The 17,460-nt window shown below is 60.7% G+C and carries 16 protein-coding genes; 3 read left to right on the top strand and 13 right to left on the bottom strand.

All coding sequences use genetic code 11. The annotated features are described in order from the left end of the window. Positions 1 to 862: 862 nt before the first annotated feature. From pepN to ACIQY3_RS03665, 6 genes are read right to left on the bottom strand one after another with little or no spacing between them, the layout of a single operon-like run. Positions 863 to 3,520: an aminopeptidase N gene (gene pepN / locus ACIQY3_RS03690; protein WP_403017354.1), complete on the bottom strand. Its 2,658-nt coding sequence runs from the start codon at positions 3,518 to 3,520 to the stop codon at positions 863 to 865. Between the two features lie 10 nt (positions 3,521 to 3,530). After that, positions 3,531 to 4,361 (bottom strand): DUF2797 domain-containing protein, encoded by an 831-nt coding sequence (locus ACIQY3_RS03685; RefSeq protein ID WP_403017352.1) that lies wholly within the window; start codon positions 4,359 to 4,361, stop codon positions 3,531 to 3,533. After that, positions 4,358 to 4,618, bottom strand: a complete 261-nt coding sequence (locus ACIQY3_RS03680; protein ID WP_133836178.1) for a YeaC family protein — start codon at positions 4,616 to 4,618, stop codon at positions 4,358 to 4,360. Before ACIQY3_RS03680 ends, ACIQY3_RS03685 begins: the two co-directional genes overlap by 4 nt. Before the next feature lie 33 nt (positions 4,619 to 4,651). Next, entirely contained in the window at positions 4,652 to 5,521 is an 870-nt protein-coding gene (locus ACIQY3_RS03675; protein ID WP_403017349.1) for a rhomboid family intramembrane serine protease, read from the bottom strand. Then, complete coding sequence (locus ACIQY3_RS03670; RefSeq protein WP_403017648.1) at positions 5,518 to 6,492, bottom strand: metallophosphoesterase; 975 nt, start codon at positions 6,490 to 6,492, stop codon at positions 5,518 to 5,520. Before ACIQY3_RS03670 ends, ACIQY3_RS03675 begins: the two co-directional genes overlap by 4 nt. After that, positions 6,489 to 7,379 (bottom strand): NAD(+) kinase, encoded by an 891-nt coding sequence (locus ACIQY3_RS03665; protein ID WP_010459816.1) that lies wholly within the window; start codon positions 7,377 to 7,379, stop codon positions 6,489 to 6,491. The genes ACIQY3_RS03670 and ACIQY3_RS03665 overlap by 4 nt, the downstream gene beginning before the upstream one ends. Before the next feature lie 96 nt (positions 7,380 to 7,475). Here ACIQY3_RS03665 and ACIQY3_RS03660 point away from each other — a divergent pair, with 96 nt between their 5' ends. Next, positions 7,476 to 8,426 carry a DUF1853 family protein gene (locus ACIQY3_RS03660; RefSeq protein WP_403017345.1) on the top strand — a complete coding sequence of 317 codons (951 nt, stop codon included), beginning with the start codon at positions 7,476 to 7,478 and terminating at the stop codon, positions 8,424 to 8,426. Positions 8,427 to 8,531: 105 nt separating this feature from the next. On the opposite strand, the gene ACIQY3_RS03655 is transcribed toward ACIQY3_RS03660, so the two are convergent. Both ACIQY3_RS03655 and ACIQY3_RS03650 read right to left on the bottom strand, forming a co-directional pair. Next, positions 8,532 to 9,815 (bottom strand): arsenic transporter, encoded by a 1,284-nt coding sequence (locus ACIQY3_RS03655; RefSeq protein ID WP_403017343.1) that lies wholly within the window; start codon positions 9,813 to 9,815, stop codon positions 8,532 to 8,534. A 216-nt stretch (positions 9,816 to 10,031) separates the two neighbouring features. Then, positions 10,032 to 10,592, bottom strand: a complete 561-nt coding sequence (locus tag ACIQY3_RS03650) for an NADPH-dependent FMN reductase (protein ID WP_403017341.1) — start codon at positions 10,590 to 10,592, stop codon at positions 10,032 to 10,034. Positions 10,593 to 10,768: 176 nt separating this feature from the next. Between ACIQY3_RS03650 and ACIQY3_RS03645 the strand changes: the two genes are divergently transcribed. Next, positions 10,769 to 11,029: a hypothetical protein gene (locus ACIQY3_RS03645; RefSeq protein WP_123408897.1), complete on the top strand. Its 261-nt coding sequence runs from the start codon at positions 10,769 to 10,771 to the stop codon at positions 11,027 to 11,029. 88 nt (positions 11,030 to 11,117) lie between these two features. After that, positions 11,118 to 12,011 carry a LysR substrate-binding domain-containing protein gene (locus tag ACIQY3_RS03640; protein ID WP_403017338.1) on the top strand — a complete coding sequence of 298 codons (894 nt, stop codon included), beginning with the start codon at positions 11,118 to 11,120 and terminating at the stop codon, positions 12,009 to 12,011. Here the strand turns inward: ACIQY3_RS03640 and ACIQY3_RS03635 are convergent. The 5 genes from ACIQY3_RS03635 to ACIQY3_RS03615 all read right to left on the bottom strand — a co-directional run bounded on the left by ACIQY3_RS03635 (position 11,977) and on the right by ACIQY3_RS03615 (position 17,444). Then, positions 11,977 to 12,591: a GNAT family N-acetyltransferase gene (locus ACIQY3_RS03635; RefSeq protein WP_403017336.1), complete on the bottom strand. Its 615-nt coding sequence runs from the start codon at positions 12,589 to 12,591 to the stop codon at positions 11,977 to 11,979. The two genes, ACIQY3_RS03640 and ACIQY3_RS03635, sit on opposite strands and share 35 nt — an antisense overlap. Positions 12,592 to 12,605: 14 nt before the next feature. Continuing rightward, a complete protein-coding gene (locus tag ACIQY3_RS03630) occupies positions 12,606 to 14,861 on the bottom strand; it encodes an Orn/Lys/Arg decarboxylase N-terminal domain-containing protein (RefSeq protein WP_403017334.1) in 2,256 nt (751 codons plus the stop codon). A gap of 322 nt (positions 14,862 to 15,183) precedes the next feature. Continuing rightward, positions 15,184 to 15,942: a DNA polymerase III subunit epsilon gene (gene dnaQ / locus ACIQY3_RS03625; protein ID WP_403017332.1), complete on the bottom strand. Its 759-nt coding sequence runs from the start codon at positions 15,940 to 15,942 to the stop codon at positions 15,184 to 15,186. A gap of 200 nt (positions 15,943 to 16,142) precedes the next feature. After that, positions 16,143 to 16,595, bottom strand: a complete 453-nt coding sequence (gene rnhA, locus ACIQY3_RS03620; RefSeq protein ID WP_054047533.1) for a ribonuclease HI — start codon at positions 16,593 to 16,595, stop codon at positions 16,143 to 16,145. 90 nt (positions 16,596 to 16,685) lie between these two features. Then, a complete protein-coding gene (locus ACIQY3_RS03615; protein WP_403017329.1) occupies positions 16,686 to 17,444 on the bottom strand; it encodes a class I SAM-dependent methyltransferase in 759 nt (252 codons plus the stop codon). Positions 17,445 to 17,460 lie beyond the last annotated feature (16 nt).

The following is a 17,460-nucleotide window of genomic DNA, read 5'->3' as shown; positions in this document are numbered from 1 at the left end:
CGGCCATCCATGGCCGGGGGCGGCTAACCCGGCATCCATGCCGGGTTGCCCACTGCGCAGAACCTCCACTCGGCCTCTCGAGGGGGCGTACACCGCACCGCGAGGCGGCCTGCCGGCCGGCCTGTCTCAGACTCGCGTTCACCCTGTGGGAGCGAGGCACTGATCGTTCCCACGCTCCGCGTGGTAACGCCTCAATGGACGCTCCGCGTCCGCTTTTGGGACACAGAGCGTCCCGGGCTGCATTCCCACGCAGAGCGTGGGAACGATCAATTCCCCCTGTAGGAGCGAGGCTTGCCCGCGAAGCTGTTGATCTTGCCGTTGCCGTTGCCGTTGCTTTGGCTTTGGCTTTGGCTTTGGCTTTGGCTTTTGATCTGCCCCGTCGGAAGGCCGAGCGCAGGTTCTGCGCAGTGGGCACCGCGGCAGGGATGCCGCGGTAGCCGCCCCCGGCCATGGATGGCCGATGGCGGCGGGCCCACGAAGCAGGACCGGAGCGAGGGCATGCCGAGCCTAGGCGAGGCACCGTACGTCAGGGGCGAAAGCGTTTGGTTACTTTGCGCTTTTCAAAGTGACCCGCTGTAAGAGCGGAACCGTCAGCCGCCGTAACCGCAGGAATGGATATGTACACCATCAAAAATCTAGACAGCCGCGAAACAGCCTTCGCGAGCAAGCCCGCTCCCACAATTTGATTGGTGTACATCAGCAAGAGATGGGTCGGCTATAAGGCCGCCATCACAGGCAAGCCAGCTCCCACAATTTTGACCGGTGTACATGTGCGAGAGATGGGCCGGCTATCAGGCCGTCTTCGCGGGCAAGCCTTGCTCCTACAGGGATTTGCGTAAACCCCTGAAGGAGCGAGTCAGACTCAGGCCAGGCTTTTGCTGACCACTTCAAACACATCACTGGACAGTTGACCCGAAGCGCGAATCCGCTCCAGCTCCCCTTTCATCAACGCCTGACGAGCGTCGTCATATTTGCGCCAGCGAGTCAGCGGCGCCAACTGCCGGGACGCAATCTGCGGATTAAACCCGTTCAACTCAATCACCAGATCCGCCAGGAACCGATACCCGGAACCATCCGCCGCATGGAAGTTGATCAGGTTCTGCCCGGCAAACGCGCCGACCAACGCCCGCACCTTGTTCGGGTTCTTCATATTGAACGCCGGATGCTCCATCAACGCCTTCACCCGCGCCAAACCACCCGGCAACGTGCTGCCCGCCTGAACACTGAACCACTGATCCATAACCAGCGGATTGTCCTTGAAGTGCTCGGCGAAACTGGCCAGCGCCTTGGCCTTCTCGTCTTCGAACGACGAATTGACCAACACCGCCAACGCCGTCAGGCGCTCGGTCATGTTGTCGCTGGTTTCGAACTGCTCCAGCGTCGCCGCCAACACTTCCGGCTTGCCGCTGAGCATCAAGTAAGAAAGCGCGATGTTCTGCAAGGCGCGACGGGCGAAGTGTTCAGCCTCGGCCACGTACGGGGTTTGCTTCGACAGGTCGCGGTTGGCCTGGTAACGCAGCCACAGCGCTTCGAACAAGTTGTCGGCCAACTGCTTGCGCACAAACTCGCGAGCGATGTGGATTGCATCGACGTCAGCCACTTCACTGATTTCAGTCAGGTACGCCTCACCTGGCAGCGAAAGCATTTCCGCCACCATGGCCTGGTCCAGCGTCTCATCGGACAGTACGGTGCGCAACGCCGAAATCAGTCGCTGATCCAGCACCAGTGCCTCGCCCTTCTGCTGCTGGGCGATCAGTTCTTGCAGCACTTGCACCGACAGTTGCTGACCGGCATCCCAACGGTTGAAGCCGTCGCTGTCGTGCTGCATCAGGAACATCAGTTGATCGCGGTTGTACGGGAAGCTCAGCTTCACTGGCGCCGAGAACCCGCGCAGCAGCGAAGGCAAAGGCTGTTCGGCGATGTCGACGAAGGTGAAGGTCTGCTCCGCTTCAGTCACCGAGATGACCCGCGAAGTGCCTTGTGCCGATGCTTCACCAGACAGACGCAGCGCAATCGCCGCACCTTTGGAATCCAGCAGACCCAACTCCACAGGGATCACGAACGGCAGTTTCTCAACCTTGTCCGGGGTGGCCGGGCAGCTCTGGCGGAAGGTCAGGCTGTAGGTTTTGGCGGCGGCATCGTAGGACTCGCTCACCGCCAAACGCGGTGTACCGGCCTGGCTGTACCAGCGTTTGAACTGGGTCAGGTCGACACCGTTGGCGTCTTCCATGGCCTTGATGAAGTCGTCGCAGGTCACGGCCTGGCCGTCGTGGCGATCGAAGTACAGGTCGCTGCCCTTACGGAAACCTTCGGCGCCGAGCAAGGTGTGGATCATGCCGACCACTTCCGAGCCCTTTTCGTACACGGTCAGGGTGTAGAAGTTGGAAATCTCGATAAAGCTGTCCGGGCGCACGGCGTGGGCCATCGGGCCGGCGTCTTCGGCGAACTGATGGGTGCGCAGGTATGCCACGTCCTGGATACGCTTGACCGTGGCCGAGTTCATGTCGGCGGAGAAGCCGGAATCGCGGAACACGGTGAAGCCTTCCTTCAGCGACAACTGGAACCAGTCGCGGCAGGTCACACGGTTGCCCGACCAGTTGTGGAAGTATTCGTGGGCGACGATCGCCTCGACCCGCTGGTGCGCGGCGTCAGTGGCGGTTTCGGCCCGGGCCAGCACGGCGCTGGAGTTGAAGATGTTGAGGCCCTTGTTCTCCAGGGCGCGCATGTTGAAGTCGTTGACGGCGACGATCATGAAGATGTCCAGGTCGTACTCGCGACCATAGACCTCTTCGTCCCAGCGCATCGACTTCTTCAGGCTGTTCATGGCGTGCTGGCATTTGTCGATGTTTTCCGGCTCGACGTAGATGCGCAGCGCTACGGAACGCTCGGTCATGGTGGTGAAGGTGTCTTCGACGCACCACAAGTCACCGGCCACCAGCGCGAACAGGTAAGCCGGTTTCATGAACGGGTCTTCCCAGGTCGCCCAGTGCCGGCCGTCTTCGCCAGGCCCCGAGGCAATCGGGTTGCCGTTGGACAGCAGCACCGGATAGCTGTGCTGCTCGGCGACCACGGTGGTGGTGAACTTGCTCATCACGTCCGGGCGGTCGAGGTAATAGGTGATCTTGCGGAAGCCTTCGGCCTCGCACTGGGTGCAGAACATGCCGCTGGATTTGTACAAACCTTCCAGCGCGGTGTTGGTTTCCGGGTGGATGCGCACGCTGGTGTCGACCGTAAAGCGTTCGCTTTGCGGGTGCAACGTCAGGTGGTTCTCGGTCAACACGTAGTCGTCGGCGCTCAGCTCGCGGTCGGCCAGGTTCACGGTCAACAGCTCAAGCTGCTGGCCATCCAGCACCAATGGCGGCAGGCCCGGGCCACGTTCAGGATTGCGGCGCATCACCAGTTGCGCATGGACCAGGCTGTGGTCCTCGAACAACTCGAAGGTCAGGTGCGTCTCGTCGATCAGGTACTCAGGCGCCTGATAGTCCTTCAAATAGATCATCTTCGGTTGTTCGGTGCGCATGCTGGAGTCCTTACTGATGCACGGCGAGCTGATAGGCCGTGTACTTACGAATATTGATTACGCCGGTGTCGAAAATCAGGTATTGACCCTTGATCCCCAACAGCGTGCCTTCGGCAATCGGGTTCTTGTCCAGATTGAAGCTGACGATCTTGGCCGGGTATTGCTCGATCGGATAGCGGATTTCGAGGACGTCTACATCGGCAATAGTCTGGATTGCTTGTAGTCCGAATCGTTCCTGCAAACCTTGCAAACCTTCGGCGCAGCTATCAAATAACTGATCGCGAACCTCGGCCAGATCCACCGACACCGCGTCGCCCTTGAGTAAAGCACGCCAATTGGTCTTGTCCGCCACCTGGCTGCGGAACAGGTCTTCGACGAAGCCCGACTGCTGGCGGGTCGAGGCGCGCATGATCGGCAATGCCTGACGGGCACCCTGGTCGATCCAGCGGGTCGGCAACTGGGTGGCACGGGTAATCCCGACTTTCACACCCGACGAGTTGGACAGGTAGACGATGTGATCGGTCATGCAGAATTTCTGGCCCCACTCCGGCTCACGGCACGTACCGGCGTCGAAGTGGCAACGCTCCGGGCTCATGATGCAGATGTCGCACTGGGCCAGTTTAGTCATGCACGGGTAGCAATAACCCTGGCTGAAACTGGTTTTGGTCTTGCGTCCGCAATGGGAACAGAAGATCGCCCCCAGGTATTCCAGGCGCACTGTGGTGCCGATCAATGGATTGACCGGCACCTCGGTGTCGCCCAGACGAAAAGCGTACTGCACGTTCGGCCCGTCCAGGCGCGCCGACATTTTACTGATTGCACCGCGGCCAATCTCGATCAATGGATGGCATCCGACTTGAACAGGATGTTCGGCACGCTGATCGACTTGGAGCTGCACTCCTGCGGGCCCATGTAGCCGGTCCGCTCTTCTTCGGGCAGGTTCTGGATTTCCCAGGCGATCATCGCTTGCAACGACAGTTCGCGCTGTTCGGCGGTGAGTTTGCCACCGTCGGACCATTTGCCGATTTCCACCGCCAGCTTCAGGCTCTGGTAGATATCGGGGGTGATGTTTTTGATCATTTCGTTAAAAGAGGACATCAGGGTCTCCGCGCTCTTTATTCAGTAACTGTTTTAGACGGCGAGTTTACGACGGTTGTACAAACCGCCCAACAAACCGGTGAAGCATCCGATGAGCAACCCGCCGACGTGGGCCGCGTTGGCAATTTCGCCGAAGCCGATCATCGAGATCAGCCCGGACAGGCACAGCACCAGCCAGACCAGCATCATCACCAACACGCCGCGTGGCAGGCGATAGGCCGGGTTCGGCGACAGCACCTGGAAGATCCAGCAATGCCCGAGCAGGCCGTAGAGCACGCCGGACAACCCGCCAAACAGGGTCGCGCCGCTGAACCAATACTGGGCGTAGTTGGAAACCAGGCTGAACAGCAAGGTCAGGCCGATCAGGTTGATGCTGCCCTGGCGCGCCTCGATGCGCCGCCCCAGTTCCCAGTACCACATGCCGTTCATGGCCAGGTGCAGGAAGCCAAAGTGGATCAGCATCGGCGTCACCAGACGCCACCACTGCCCCGCCGCCAGGCCTTCATCCAGGGGAGTGAACTCGATGTAGTCACCGATCACGCGGAAATCGAGGAAGGTGAACCAGTGCATGGTGTTGAGGTTTTCGCCCAGCACCGTCACGGCGCCGACGATCAGGCACAGCAGCAGAATGCCGGCGGTCGCCTTGCTGTAGCGCAACTGTTCGACGAAACCCGGACGCCGTGGGGCCTGCGCCACCGGGATATCCAGTTGTTGATCGGGATCACCGGCCGGGAAGCGTTCATACAACGAGCGCACGTCCTCACAGATGTTGTCCGGCACCCACAGCACCTGCTCGCCCGCCTCTTCGCTGACGCGATGGGGCACTTGCATGCGTTGCAGCAACTTGACGAACCCGCTCAAATCCACCGCCAACGGCAGACGCAATACCGCCACAACACTCATTGCAAGGCCTCCGGCCGTTCGACGTCGACCCAAACGAATTTATGCGGGTCGAGACGGGTTTCCTGGTCCAGGCGATAGGCAACCAGTTTGCCGTACAGCACGGCGCTGTAATCCAGGCACGCGAGGTTCGGCCGGATTGGCGCCGGTTTGCCGCTGCGCCAATAGTGACCGACGAACAACAAAGGCTCGTCGATGCCGTAGCGCAGCAAGGTATTTTTCTCGGTGGACGACAGTGGCGTACGGGCCACCGGTTCCGGCAAGGCGTCGGGCTGGAACACGATGTCTCCGTAGGTTTGCGGGTCGTCTTCCCAGAATTTGGTGCGGAAGAACGAACGCGTCAGGCCATCGCCGCTGGTCATGGTCTGGCCATCGGGCAGGCGCATGTCGGTGCCGCGCAGCAGGCGATCGAACACGGTGCAGGCGAAACTGCCGGGCACGGCCGAGGCCTGGAGGAAGTGTTCATCGACACAACCGTCGGGAAACAGCGCGCGCAATGGCTCGATCAGGCCGGCGTCCCAGCAGGCGTGCACCACGCGGAAACGTCCGGCATCGACGAACAGCGGCAGTTCGTAGAACCATTGCTGAAAGTCATGCCAGTCGCCGGGATGCTCTTCGAATTGGGTCAGGGTTTCCCCCAGCAGCCGGGCGTGGCGTGGCGTGTGTTCGCGCACGAACTGCTTGCCACTGCCGGGCGGCGCCGGGGTGCTCCAGCCGAGGGCGTTGAATTCATGGTTGCCCATGATGCACAGCGCCTGGCCGGCCTCGACCATGTCGTGGACGATGTGCAGCGCCTCGCGAATACGCGGGCCGCGGTCGATGATGTCACCGACGAACACCGCCATGCGCGACGGATGCCGCCAGACACCGCCCTGTTTGTGGTAACCGAGCCGGTCGAGCAAGTGCTCAAGGGTCAGAGCGCAACCGTGCACGTCACCGATCAGGTCGTAGCTACGCGCGGGATCGAGCATCAGTCGCCTCCACCACCCAACCGACTGCCCCAGCCGAGCTTGGTCCGGCACACTTCGTAGTAGTTGTGGTCGAGGGGGTGGATCAGCCGCAACTTCTGGGCTTTTTTGCTAATGGTGATGGTGTCACCCGGCGCGCAGGTGAAATGGTTCTGCCCATCACAAGAGACTTGCGGGTAGATCTGCATATCCTTGGACACGACGATTTTCAGCTCACTGTTGCCATCGACCACAATTGGCCGGCCTGACAAGGTATGGGGGTACATCGGCACAATCACAATAGCGTCGAGCTTGGGATGCATGATCGGCCCGCCGGCGGACAGCGCATACGCGGTCGAACCGGTCGGCGTGGCGACGATCAGGCCGTCGGCCTTCTGGCTGCACACGAACTGGCCGTCGATGTACAGCTCGAATTCGATCATGCGCGTGGATTTGCCGGGGTGCAGCACCACGTCGTTCAGCGCATCGCCCTGGCCGATGGCCTCGGCATGGCGGCGGACTTCGGCCTGCAACAGGAAGCGATTTTCCACCAGATAATGGCCGTCGAGCACTTCGGCGACTTTGACTTCCAGCTCATCGGGGCGAATATCGGTGAGGAACCCCAGGCTGCCACGGTTGATCCCGAGCACCGGAATATTGTGTCGGGCCAGAGCCCGTGCGGCGCCGAGCAGGCTGCCGTCGCCGCCGACCACAATCACCATGTCACACACTTCGCCGAGCATCTTGCGCGACGAGGTTTGCAGGCCATGCCCCGGCAGGACTTCGGCGATGGTGTCTTCGAGGATCACGTGCAGGTGACGATCGAGCAGAAACCGTTTCAGTCGGCGGACGGTATCCAGCACCTGCGAACTGCCCAGGCGACCGATGATGCCGATATTACGAAATTGCTCCATGAGGTTCCTGCGCGACGGTGAAAAACCCGATTATGGGCGAAAGCGCGGCGTAGACAAAACCCTTTCAGCCGCGACTTAAGAGGCTATGCTCGCAGAATGATCTTATTCCCGGACTTGCTCCAGTTACCCCACCAGTTGCGCCACCCGGAAGTGCGCGACCTGGCGTGGGTCATCCTTGCGCCGCCGATGCTTGGCGAACCGCCGTGGCCGCAGCGTCATCCGCTGGCCGGCAGCGACTGGGTGCAGGCGCCGGAAGGCCTGGAACGCTGGTTGCGGGAACTGGATCGCGACAGCTATGACTTGCTGCACTGGCTCGCGCAGTCGCGCACTCGGCGCCTGGGCCTGTATTACGAACGCCTGTGGCAATACGCGGTGAAGCATGCGCCGGGTATCGAGTTGATCGCCGCCAACCTGCCGATCCGGCGCGAAGGCCACACGTTGGGCGAGCTGGATATGCTGCTGCGGGATCGCGACGGCGTGCATCACCTGGAACTGGCGATCAAGCTCTACCTCGGCCCGCAAAACGGCGATGGGCATGACACGGCGACCTGGCTGGGTCCGGGTTGTCACGATCGACTGGACCGTAAACTGGCGCACCTGAGCCAGCATCAACTACCGATTTCCGCCCGCCCGGAAAGCCGTGAAGCGTTGGCGGCGCTGGATATCCAGCAGTTCAGTGCGCATTTGTGGTTGGGCGGGTATTTGTTGTATCCGTGGCCGGGGCAATCGGCGTCGCCGAATGGCGCTCACCCGCAGCATCTGCGTGGTAGCTGGTTGCATCAGAAGGATTGGGCGGACTTTGTCGTGCAACGGCCATTCGGTCGCTGGCAACCCCTGCCCCGGCATGCGTGGCTGGCCCCGGCGCACTATCCGGCGGAGCAGACCTGGAACACGGAACAGTTGAATGCCTGGCTCAATGAGCTGGAGCCGTTGGCCCCGGCGCAGTTGATGGTGCGACTGACCGAAAATACCAGTGGCGAATGGGAAGAAGCCGAGCGGTTGTTTCTGGTGGCGGATCTTTGGCCGAATGTGCCGGGTAATGGTTGAGATTTACAGCGCCCGGGCTGGCCCCTTCGCGAGCAGGCTCGCTCCCACAGGGGAATGCATTCCAAATGTGGGAGCGAGCCTGCTCGCGAATGGGGCCGACGCGGTCTAAACGGACAACCGCAAAGCCAACGCCGCCAACGTCACCAACAACACCGGCACCGTCAGCACAATCCCGACCTTGAAGTAATACCCCCAGCCGATCTTGATGCTCTTGCGCTCCAGCACATGCAACCACAACAGCGTCGCCAGACTTCCGATCGGGGTGATTTTCGGCCCCAGGTCGCTACCGATGACGTTGGCGTAGATCATCGCTTCCTTGACCACACCCGTCGCCTGGCTCGCATCAATTGAGAGCAGGCCAATCAGCACCGTCGGCAAGTTGTTCATGATCGACGACAGCAGCGCTGTCAATACGCCGGTGCCCATGGCCGCGCCCCAGACGCCGTAACCGGCAAAGCCGTTCAGCCAACCGGCAAGGTAGTCGGTGAGCCCGGCGTTGCGCAGGCCGTAGACCACCAGGTACATGCCCAGGGAGAAAATCACGATTTGCCACGGCGCTTCTTTCATCACCTTGCGCGTGGAAATCTTGTGGCCACGGGCGGCAATGGCCAGCAGCAATGCCGCGCACACCGCGGAAATCGCGCTGATCGGAATGCCCAGCGGTTCCAGCGCAAAGCACCCGACCAGCAGGATCACCAACACCGCCCAACCAGCATAAAACGTGGCTTTGTCGTGGATCGCCGTGGCCGGGTCTTCCAATTGTTCGGGGTCGTAGGCCTTGGGGATGTCCTTGCGGAAGAACCACATCAGCATGCCCAGCGTCGCGGCGACGCTGACGAAGTTGACCGGAATCATCACCGCCGCATAGCGGTTGAAGCCGATGTGGAAGAAGTCGGCGGAGACGATGTTCACCAGGTTCGACACCACCAACGGTAGGCTCGCGGTGTCGGCGATGAAACCCGCGCCCATCACGAAGGCCAGGGTCGCGGCGGGGGAAAAGCGCAGGGCCAGCAGCATGGAAATCACGATCGGCGTGAGGATCAACGCCGCGCCGTCATTGGCAAACAACGCCGACACCAGCGCCCCGAGCAACACCATAAAGGCAAACAGCTTGCGCCCGCTGCCCTTGCCCCAACGCGCGACGTGCAACGCCGCCCAGGCAAAGAACCCCGCCTCGTCCAGCAGCAGACTGATGATGATCAGCGCGACGAAGGTGCCGGTAGCGTTCCAGATAATCTGCCACACCAGCGGAATATCGCTCAGGTGAACCACCCCGAACAGCAGTGCCAGCACCGCGCCGAATACCGCGCTCCAGCCGACGCCGAGGCCTTTGGGTTGCCAGATCACCAGGGTAATGGTCAGCAGGAAAATCAACGACGCAATGAGCATGCACAGCAGCCTTGAAAGACAATCGGGTTGGGGGGACATGCAACAGAGTGAAGGGTCGGGGCGATAATTCCGTGATGCGAGACAAAAATCCCCGTTACACCACAAATCCCCTTGGTGGGAGCGGGCTTGCTCGCGAAAGCGGTGGGTCAGTCAGTATTAATGTTGACTGACCCTACGCCTTCGCGAGCAAGCCCGCTCCCACAGGGGATTGGGGTATCAGACTTTTTTGTGTTGTTCGACCCACTGGCCGTACGCATTGATGAAGCTCTGCAAGAACGGCTTCACTGATTCACTCAACTTGCCCGACTCATCAAACGCCGAACCCGCCCCACCCAAGTAAGCTTCCGGCTGCTGCATGCACGGCACATTGAGAAACACCATCGACTGGCGCAAATGATGGTTGGCCCCGAAACCGCCGACCGCCCCCGGGGAAACGCTGATCACGCCTCCCGGCTTACCACTCCAGGCGCTCTTGCCATAGGGGCGCGACCCGACGTCAATCGCATTCTTCAGCGGTGCGGGCACGGAACGGTTGTATTCCGGGGTCACAAACAGCACTGCGTCGGATGAGCTCACTTGTTGGCGGAAAGTGCTGTAGGCTGCCGGCGGTGAAGCGCCATCGATGTCTTCGTTGTAGAGTGGCAGGTCGCCAATTTCAACGATGTTCAATTTCAGATTGGCAGGCGCCAGATCAGCCAGGGCCAATGCGACCTTGCGGTTGATCGATTCTTTTCTCAAGCTGCCGACCACGACGGCGATCGTATAGACGTTGCTCATGGAAGATTCTCGACTGTCCGATGGAAAGAGCCTGTAGTTATAGATGACGTTTCAACCAGCGGGCGAGCGAAAATCGCCGCCCCGGACTATTTTTTTCTTGTAGGAAAACTTACTTCGCCCAAGCACGGTCTACAGAACCGCAAATTGAGTGATTTATCTCCAGAGGTTCTAAGCAGATGGCAGCAGTACTCGTCGGTCAGTTCCATGCAAGAGACGCGGAAGGCCGCGTTTATTCCGTGCATGAGTTCCAGGAATCCAACCCGTCGGCAGACGGTGTCGAAGGCACGGAGCCTGTCACCACTTACAAACTGGCCATTGGCGATCGCATGAAGAAGCTCGATGACAATCGCTTCCAGTTGATCCAGTCGGATATCACTCTGACTCGCGAACCGGACACTTACATCGGTAGCCTGCCGGAAACCACCGTCGCCTCATAACCCCGTGTTATGAGCAGAAGTCATATGCGCGCACTTGAGTTAGGATTCAGCCACTGACTCCCTCACCTGCTGAACATGGACTTCACGCATGCGTTTACGTCATATCGAAGTGATCCAGGCGCTCTTGCAGACCGGTCACCTGGGCACCGCCGCCGAATGGCTGCAGTTGCCGGTGGCCGAGGTCGAAGGGGTATTGCGCGACGCCGAGGGTCAGTTGGGCTTCATGCTGTTTTCCAGCGTGCGCGGCCGCTTGCAGGCCACGCGCGAGGCGCGGGAGTTGCAGGTCGAGATCGCCCACGTTTATGAAGCCCTCGAGCCGGTCCAGCGACTGGCCAACAGTCTCAAGCAATACCTCGCGCCACCGCTGCGCGTCATCGGCACCCCGCCGCTGGCCCAACAATTATTGCCCCACAGCATCGCAGCCCTGCGCCGACGCTTTCCCGATGCGCCCTGCACCCTCCTCAGCCAACCCACCCGCGAGATCGTCCGTAGCCTGTTGCTGCGCGAAAGCGATCTGGGCCTGAGCCTGCACGATCCCGACCACGCCGATATCGATTGCCAAGTGATTGCCCAAGGCAAGCTCCAATTGCTGGCACCCCATGGCTGGCTGCAACCCAAGCAGAAGTATGTGTCGGTGCAGGATTTGGCCGGGCAATCGATGGTCGGCCTCGACGGCCACGACCCATTGAGCCCGGCGCTGGAAACCAAATTGCAGGCACTGCGCCCTGCCCTGGTGATCCAGACGCGTGTGCAGACTCACCAAATGATGCGCAGCATGGTCGAGGCCGGTGAAGGCCTGGCCATCGTCGACCCCTTCACCGCCCTCGGCGCCAAGTCCTCCGGGCTGGATGCTTGCCCCTTGGCGCCGGCGGTGCCGATCAGCCTCTACGCCCTGACCTTGAAGAACGCCGAGCCCTCACCGGCGGTCCAGGCGTTGCTGGCGATCATCACGGAACAAGCCTTGGCGATGTTGGCGAGCTGACCGGATTTTCCAGCGGGTTATCGAATAATCGATACCAGAACAACGCCACTTCGGCGGTGTTCGGGTCGATGCCGCGATAGCGCAGATGATCGATCCCGCCAATCACATAACCACAACGCTCATAGAGCCGACAGGCGCCGAGGTTGTTGTTCTGGGTTTCTAGCATGATGCCTGGCAGTTTTTTCTTGCGACTCCAGAACTGCGCTACATCCAGCAGCGACTTGGCCACGCCATGTCGCCGGGCCGGCGCATGCACCGCCAGTTCGTCGATATGCGCAAAGCCGTTCCAGTTGGTGCTGATCACCAGGTGGCCCACCGGTTCGTCATCCAGATAAGCCATGAAAATCGCACTGTCGGCGGCATCGCGGAAACTGCTGAACTCTTCCGGATCGATGCCGTAGCATTTTCGATAAGGGGTGATCGGCGTCACCGGCCACTGCGCCACCGGTTTGCCAATTTGCGCGGCACCGTAGGCGGCGACTTCAAAACTGAAATCGCTGCCCCAGATGTAGGCGGCAAAACCATCGTCGGCAACCCGCACCGACAGCCCTGGGTATTTCGGATTCATGACCGGTTGCATACTGGGATAGGTCCTCATTCCTTGATGCAATCGACGGTGTACAACCGCCCATTGCCCTCATCTTCGTGTTGCAATCCGTGCACATCGGCGACAAATCCCGGGAAGCTGCTGTCGAAGGTACGGGCGAATGCCAGGTAATCGATGATCGATCGAGTCGATTCGGTGAAGCGTTCGCCGGGCATGATCAACGGGATCCCCGGCGGGTACGGCACCAGCATCACGGCGGCGATTCGCCCATCCAGGGCATCGATCGACACCGCCTCAACCTCACCGCGTACCAATTGATCATAGGCGTCGGCGGGCTTCATGGCGATTTCCGGCAGCACGGTGTACATGCGTTTAAGATGTTTGGCCGTGGCATTGCTGCGGTAGCAGGCATGCAGCTGATCGCACAGATCCCGCAAGCCCATGCCTTGATAACGCACCAGATTTTCCTGGGCCACGCACGGCAGGCAACTGGCCAGGCTGGTGTTGGCGTCGTAACTGCGCTTGAACTCCAGCAACTCGGTCAACAGCGTGCTCCACTTGCCCTTGGTGATGCCCATGGAGAACAGCACCAGGAACGAATACAGCCCGGTCTTCTCGACCACCAACCCGCGCTCCCAGAGGAATTTGCTGACCACTGCCGCCGGAATCCCACGCTCACTCAAGGCGCCGCCCGCGGTCAGGCCCGGCATGACCAGGGTGACTTTGATCGGATCGAGCAGCACATAGTCATCGGTCACGCCGCCAAAGCCGTGCCAGTCGTCATCGGGTTGCAGCAACCAGTCCTCGGTGACCACCTGATTGATGCCTTCCACCGATGGCGGCTGCCAGATGGAAAACCACCAGTCATCCGCCGCAATGTGCTGGCGCAGATTGGCCAGGGCCCGGCGGAAACTCAGGGCTTCGTCGAACATTTCCTGCAACAGCGAACGCCCGGCCGGGCCTTCCATCATCGCCGAGGCCACGTCCAGCGAGGCGATGATGCTGTATTGCGGCGAGGTGGAGATGTGCATCATGAACGCTTCGTTGAAACGGTCGCGATCCAGTTGCCGCGCGCCGCCGTCCTGCACATGGATCATCGACGCCTGACTGAACGCCGCGAGTAATTTGTGGGTGGAATGGGTGGTGAACACCAGCGGGCTGTCTTCACTGCGGGTCGTGCCCATGCCATAGCGCCCGGCGAAGAACTCGTGAAACGCCGCGTAGGCGTACCAGGCCTCGTCGAAGTGCAAGACCTCGACGCTGTTGCCGAGGTTCTGCTTGATCAGCTCGGCGTTGTAGCAGAGGCCGTCATAGGTCGAGTTGGTGACCACCGCCAGTTTGACCTTGGGCTCGCGGCCCTTGGTCAGCGGACTGGCGTCGATCTTGGCCTGAATCGATTCGCGGCTGAATTCGCTCAACGGAATCGGACCGATGATCCCCAGCTCATTGCGCTCCGGACACAGGTACAGCGGGATAGCGCCGGTCATGATGATCGAGTGCAGGACTGACTTGTGGCAGTTGCGGTCCACCAGCACCAGGTCATCCCGGGCGACCATGGAATGCCAGACGATTTTGTTGGCGGTAGAGGTGCCATTGATCACGAAAAACGTGTGATCGGCACCGAAATTGCGCGCGGCCCTCGCCTCGGCTTCCGCCAAAGGACCGGTGTGATCGAGCAGTGAACCGAGTTCGGGCACTGACACCGACAAATCCGAACGCAGGGTGTTTTCGCCGAAGAACTGATGAAACGCCTGCCCCACCGGGCTCTTGTGATACGCCACGCCACCGCCATGCCCGGGGGTGTGCCAGGAATAGTTGGAATCGGCGGTGTGCTGCACCAAGGCCTTGAAGAACGGAGGCAGCAAACCATCCAAGTACTTGCGCGCCGCCCGGGCGACCTGACGGGCGAGGAATGGCACGGTGTCTTCAAACAGATAAAGAATGCCGCGTAATTGATTCAGCTCGGCCATGGCATCAGCCGGGGCGTTCTCCAAAGTGACTTGCTCGCCGAGGGCGAAGATCGGCAAATCCGGCGCACGCACCCGCGCCAGGCCGATCAATTCGGCCATATTGTGTAACAAATGCGAATGGACGCTGGCGTCTTCGGCGGCAATCAACATGCACGAGAGGCCGTGATGGGTCGAGGCGACCAGCCGCCCTTCGGTGTAATCCACCGCACTGAGAATGCTGAAACCTTCTTGCTCCAGCTCCCGGGCGATGCCACGCACGCGATCGCCGGCAACCGTGTCGGCCTTGATGTCGCGGTGGACGATCAGGACCGGAAATTTCAAATCTTTATACATGGGGCTCAGTGTCCTGAGGCGGCAGACCGTGGCCTGCCAATACCCTCAGGGTAGAGGGTTGAGGCGGATGTGGCGAGTGCGGATGCCCTGAGGTGGGTCAATGAATGCACCATCATGTGGCCATCAATTGCAATCTGAAATGATGATCAAAGGTTGATGCGGGACATTGTGGCGAGGGGGTTTACCCCCGTTCGGCTGCGCAGCAGTCGTAAATACTGCGAATGCGGTTTATCTGAAAGAAATGCAGGGGCCGCTTCGCGCCCCAACGGGGGCAAGCCCCCTCGCCACAGGCAAGCCCCCTCGCCACAAAAGCCCTTCAGCCTCAGGCCTGAGCCTTGGCTTCGATCAACTGTTGCCACAACGACGGCGCACCGGCGGATTTGGCCACTGCCTCAAGACGCACGAGGTGCTGCGCCAGGTCATCTTCGCTGGCGCGGATGATCCGGGTCGGTTGGCGATCGGCTGGCAGGCGACGAATTTCGGTGGCGGAGTTGTCCGCGCCCTCACCCGAGCCGTTGCCGTCAGACGCGTTACCCGCCAGGGACAGGCTGGTCTGGCCGCCGGTCATGGTCAGGTAAACGTCGGCGAGGATCTCGGAGTCGAGCAAGGCGCCGTGGAGTTCACGGCCGGAGTTGTCGACGCCGTAGCGTTTGCACAAGGCATCAAGGCTGTTGCGCTGCCCCGGGTGACGTTCCCGGGCCATCATCAGGGTGTCGAGGATTGAGCAGTGCTGCGTGATGTCGGCGCGGTCGTGCTGGCCCATCAGCGCGAATTCGTTGTTGATGAAGCCAACGTCGAACGCCGCGTTATGGATGATCAGCTGTGCGCCCTTGATGAATTCGAAAAATTCATCGGCCACTTCGGTGAAGCGCGGCTTGCCCACCAGGAATTCGTTGGTGATGCCGTGAACGCCGATGGCGCCCTCATCACTCTCGCGATCCGGTTGCAGATAAACGTGGAAATGCCGGCCCGTGAGGCGCCGACCGATCAACTCGACACAACCGATTTCGATAATCCGGTGGCCGTCGGTCACCGGCATGCCGGTGGTTTCGGTATCGAGTACAACGGATCTGGTGGCCATCAGTGTTCAGCTCTCAACGGGTCAATCGTGCAAAAGCGGCGATCTTAACATGCTCGCCGTGAGAGCAAAGCTTGCTCGCGAAGCAGACCATGCGGTGTTGCTGTTACACCGCGTTATCGTTCTTCGCGAGCAGGCTCGCTCCCACAGGGGAATGCATTTCAAATGTGGGAGCGAGCCTGCTCGCGAAGGCCGCGCCGCAATTAGTCCTGCTTGTAACCGCGCACTTCATCCACGCCGCGATTGGCCAACTGATCAGCCCGTTCGTTGCCATGGTGGCCGATGTGCCCGCGCACCCATTTCCAGGTCACGGTGTGGCGGTTGACCTGTTCGTCCAGCAGCTTCCACAGGTCGGCATTCTTGACCGGTTCTTTCGCCGCAGTTTTCCAGCCGCGTTTCTTCCAGTTGGCCATCCACTCGTTGATGCCTTTCATCACGTACTGGGAGTCGGTCACCAGCAGCACGTCGCAGGAACGCTTGAGTTCTTCCAGGCCCTTGATCGCGCCCATCAGCTCCATGCGGTTGTTGGTGGTGTTGGCTTCGCCGCCCCACAGTTCCTTCTCGACGCCCTTGCACACCAGCAGTGCGCCCCAGCCGCCGGGGCCTGGGTTGCCTTTGCAGGCGCCATCAGTGAACAGTTCTACGCTATCGCTCATGCCAATCTATCCAGAAAATGCGGTGGCTCGCCGATCCAGGATCGACGATGCCCGAGGCCGGGCTAACCCGGCCGGGAAAATAAAGAATGTTTACGGCTCGATATGGCGACGATTGACCTTGGCCATCGGCAACGGAATCAGCTTGCCCATCGGCTCGCGTCGTTCCTGACGCACGGGGCGCAGGCCAACCACGATCTTGCGTGCCACCAATAAATAGAAGCCGCCGCCCGACAGTTGCCAGTCACCGGCCTTGCGTTCCCACCCCGCCAGACGGCTCTGCCATTTAGGCGACGCAAGCGGCGGACGATAGCACCCGAAGCGACGTTTCTCCAGCGCGAAGCCCAGCAGGTTCAGCCAGTCACCGACCCGCGACGGTGAAATGCAACGGGCCTTGCGCAGGCCGTCGTGGGCGAACACATGCCGCAGGCCCCAAGTGCTCCAGGGATTGATGCCGATAATCAGCAAATGCCCGCCGGGCCGCACGCTGCTTGCCGCTTCACGCAGCAAACCATGGGGCGACAGGCAGAAATCCAGCCCATGCTGCAACACCACCACATCGGCGGCGTGCTCGCTCAAGGGCCACGCCTGTTCTTCACAGACGATCTCGACCCCGGGCAGTGGCGCCCCGAGCCGTACGTTGCGCTGTACTTGCGGCGCCGACGGCGGTGTTTCGGCCGATGGACCGTAGTGCACGAGGTAGCCGCCGAAGAACCGGCCCAACTCGTCTTCGAGCATGCGCCGTTCTTCGTCCAGCAGAAATTGTCCGATCGGGCCGGACAACCATTCACGGGCGGCGCTGATCAATGTCAGCCACTCAGGATCGGCCTGAGCGAACGCTTTATCGGTCATTGCATTCTCCAAAGCG

Origin of the sequence: Pseudomonas sp. NPDC096950 (genome assembly GCF_044762525.1) — a bacterium.
Taxonomy (GTDB): domain Bacteria; phylum Pseudomonadota; class Gammaproteobacteria; order Pseudomonadales; family Pseudomonadaceae; genus Aquipseudomonas.
Note: the sequence above shows the minus strand (reverse complement) of the source record. Positions and strands in the feature narration are given on the sequence as shown.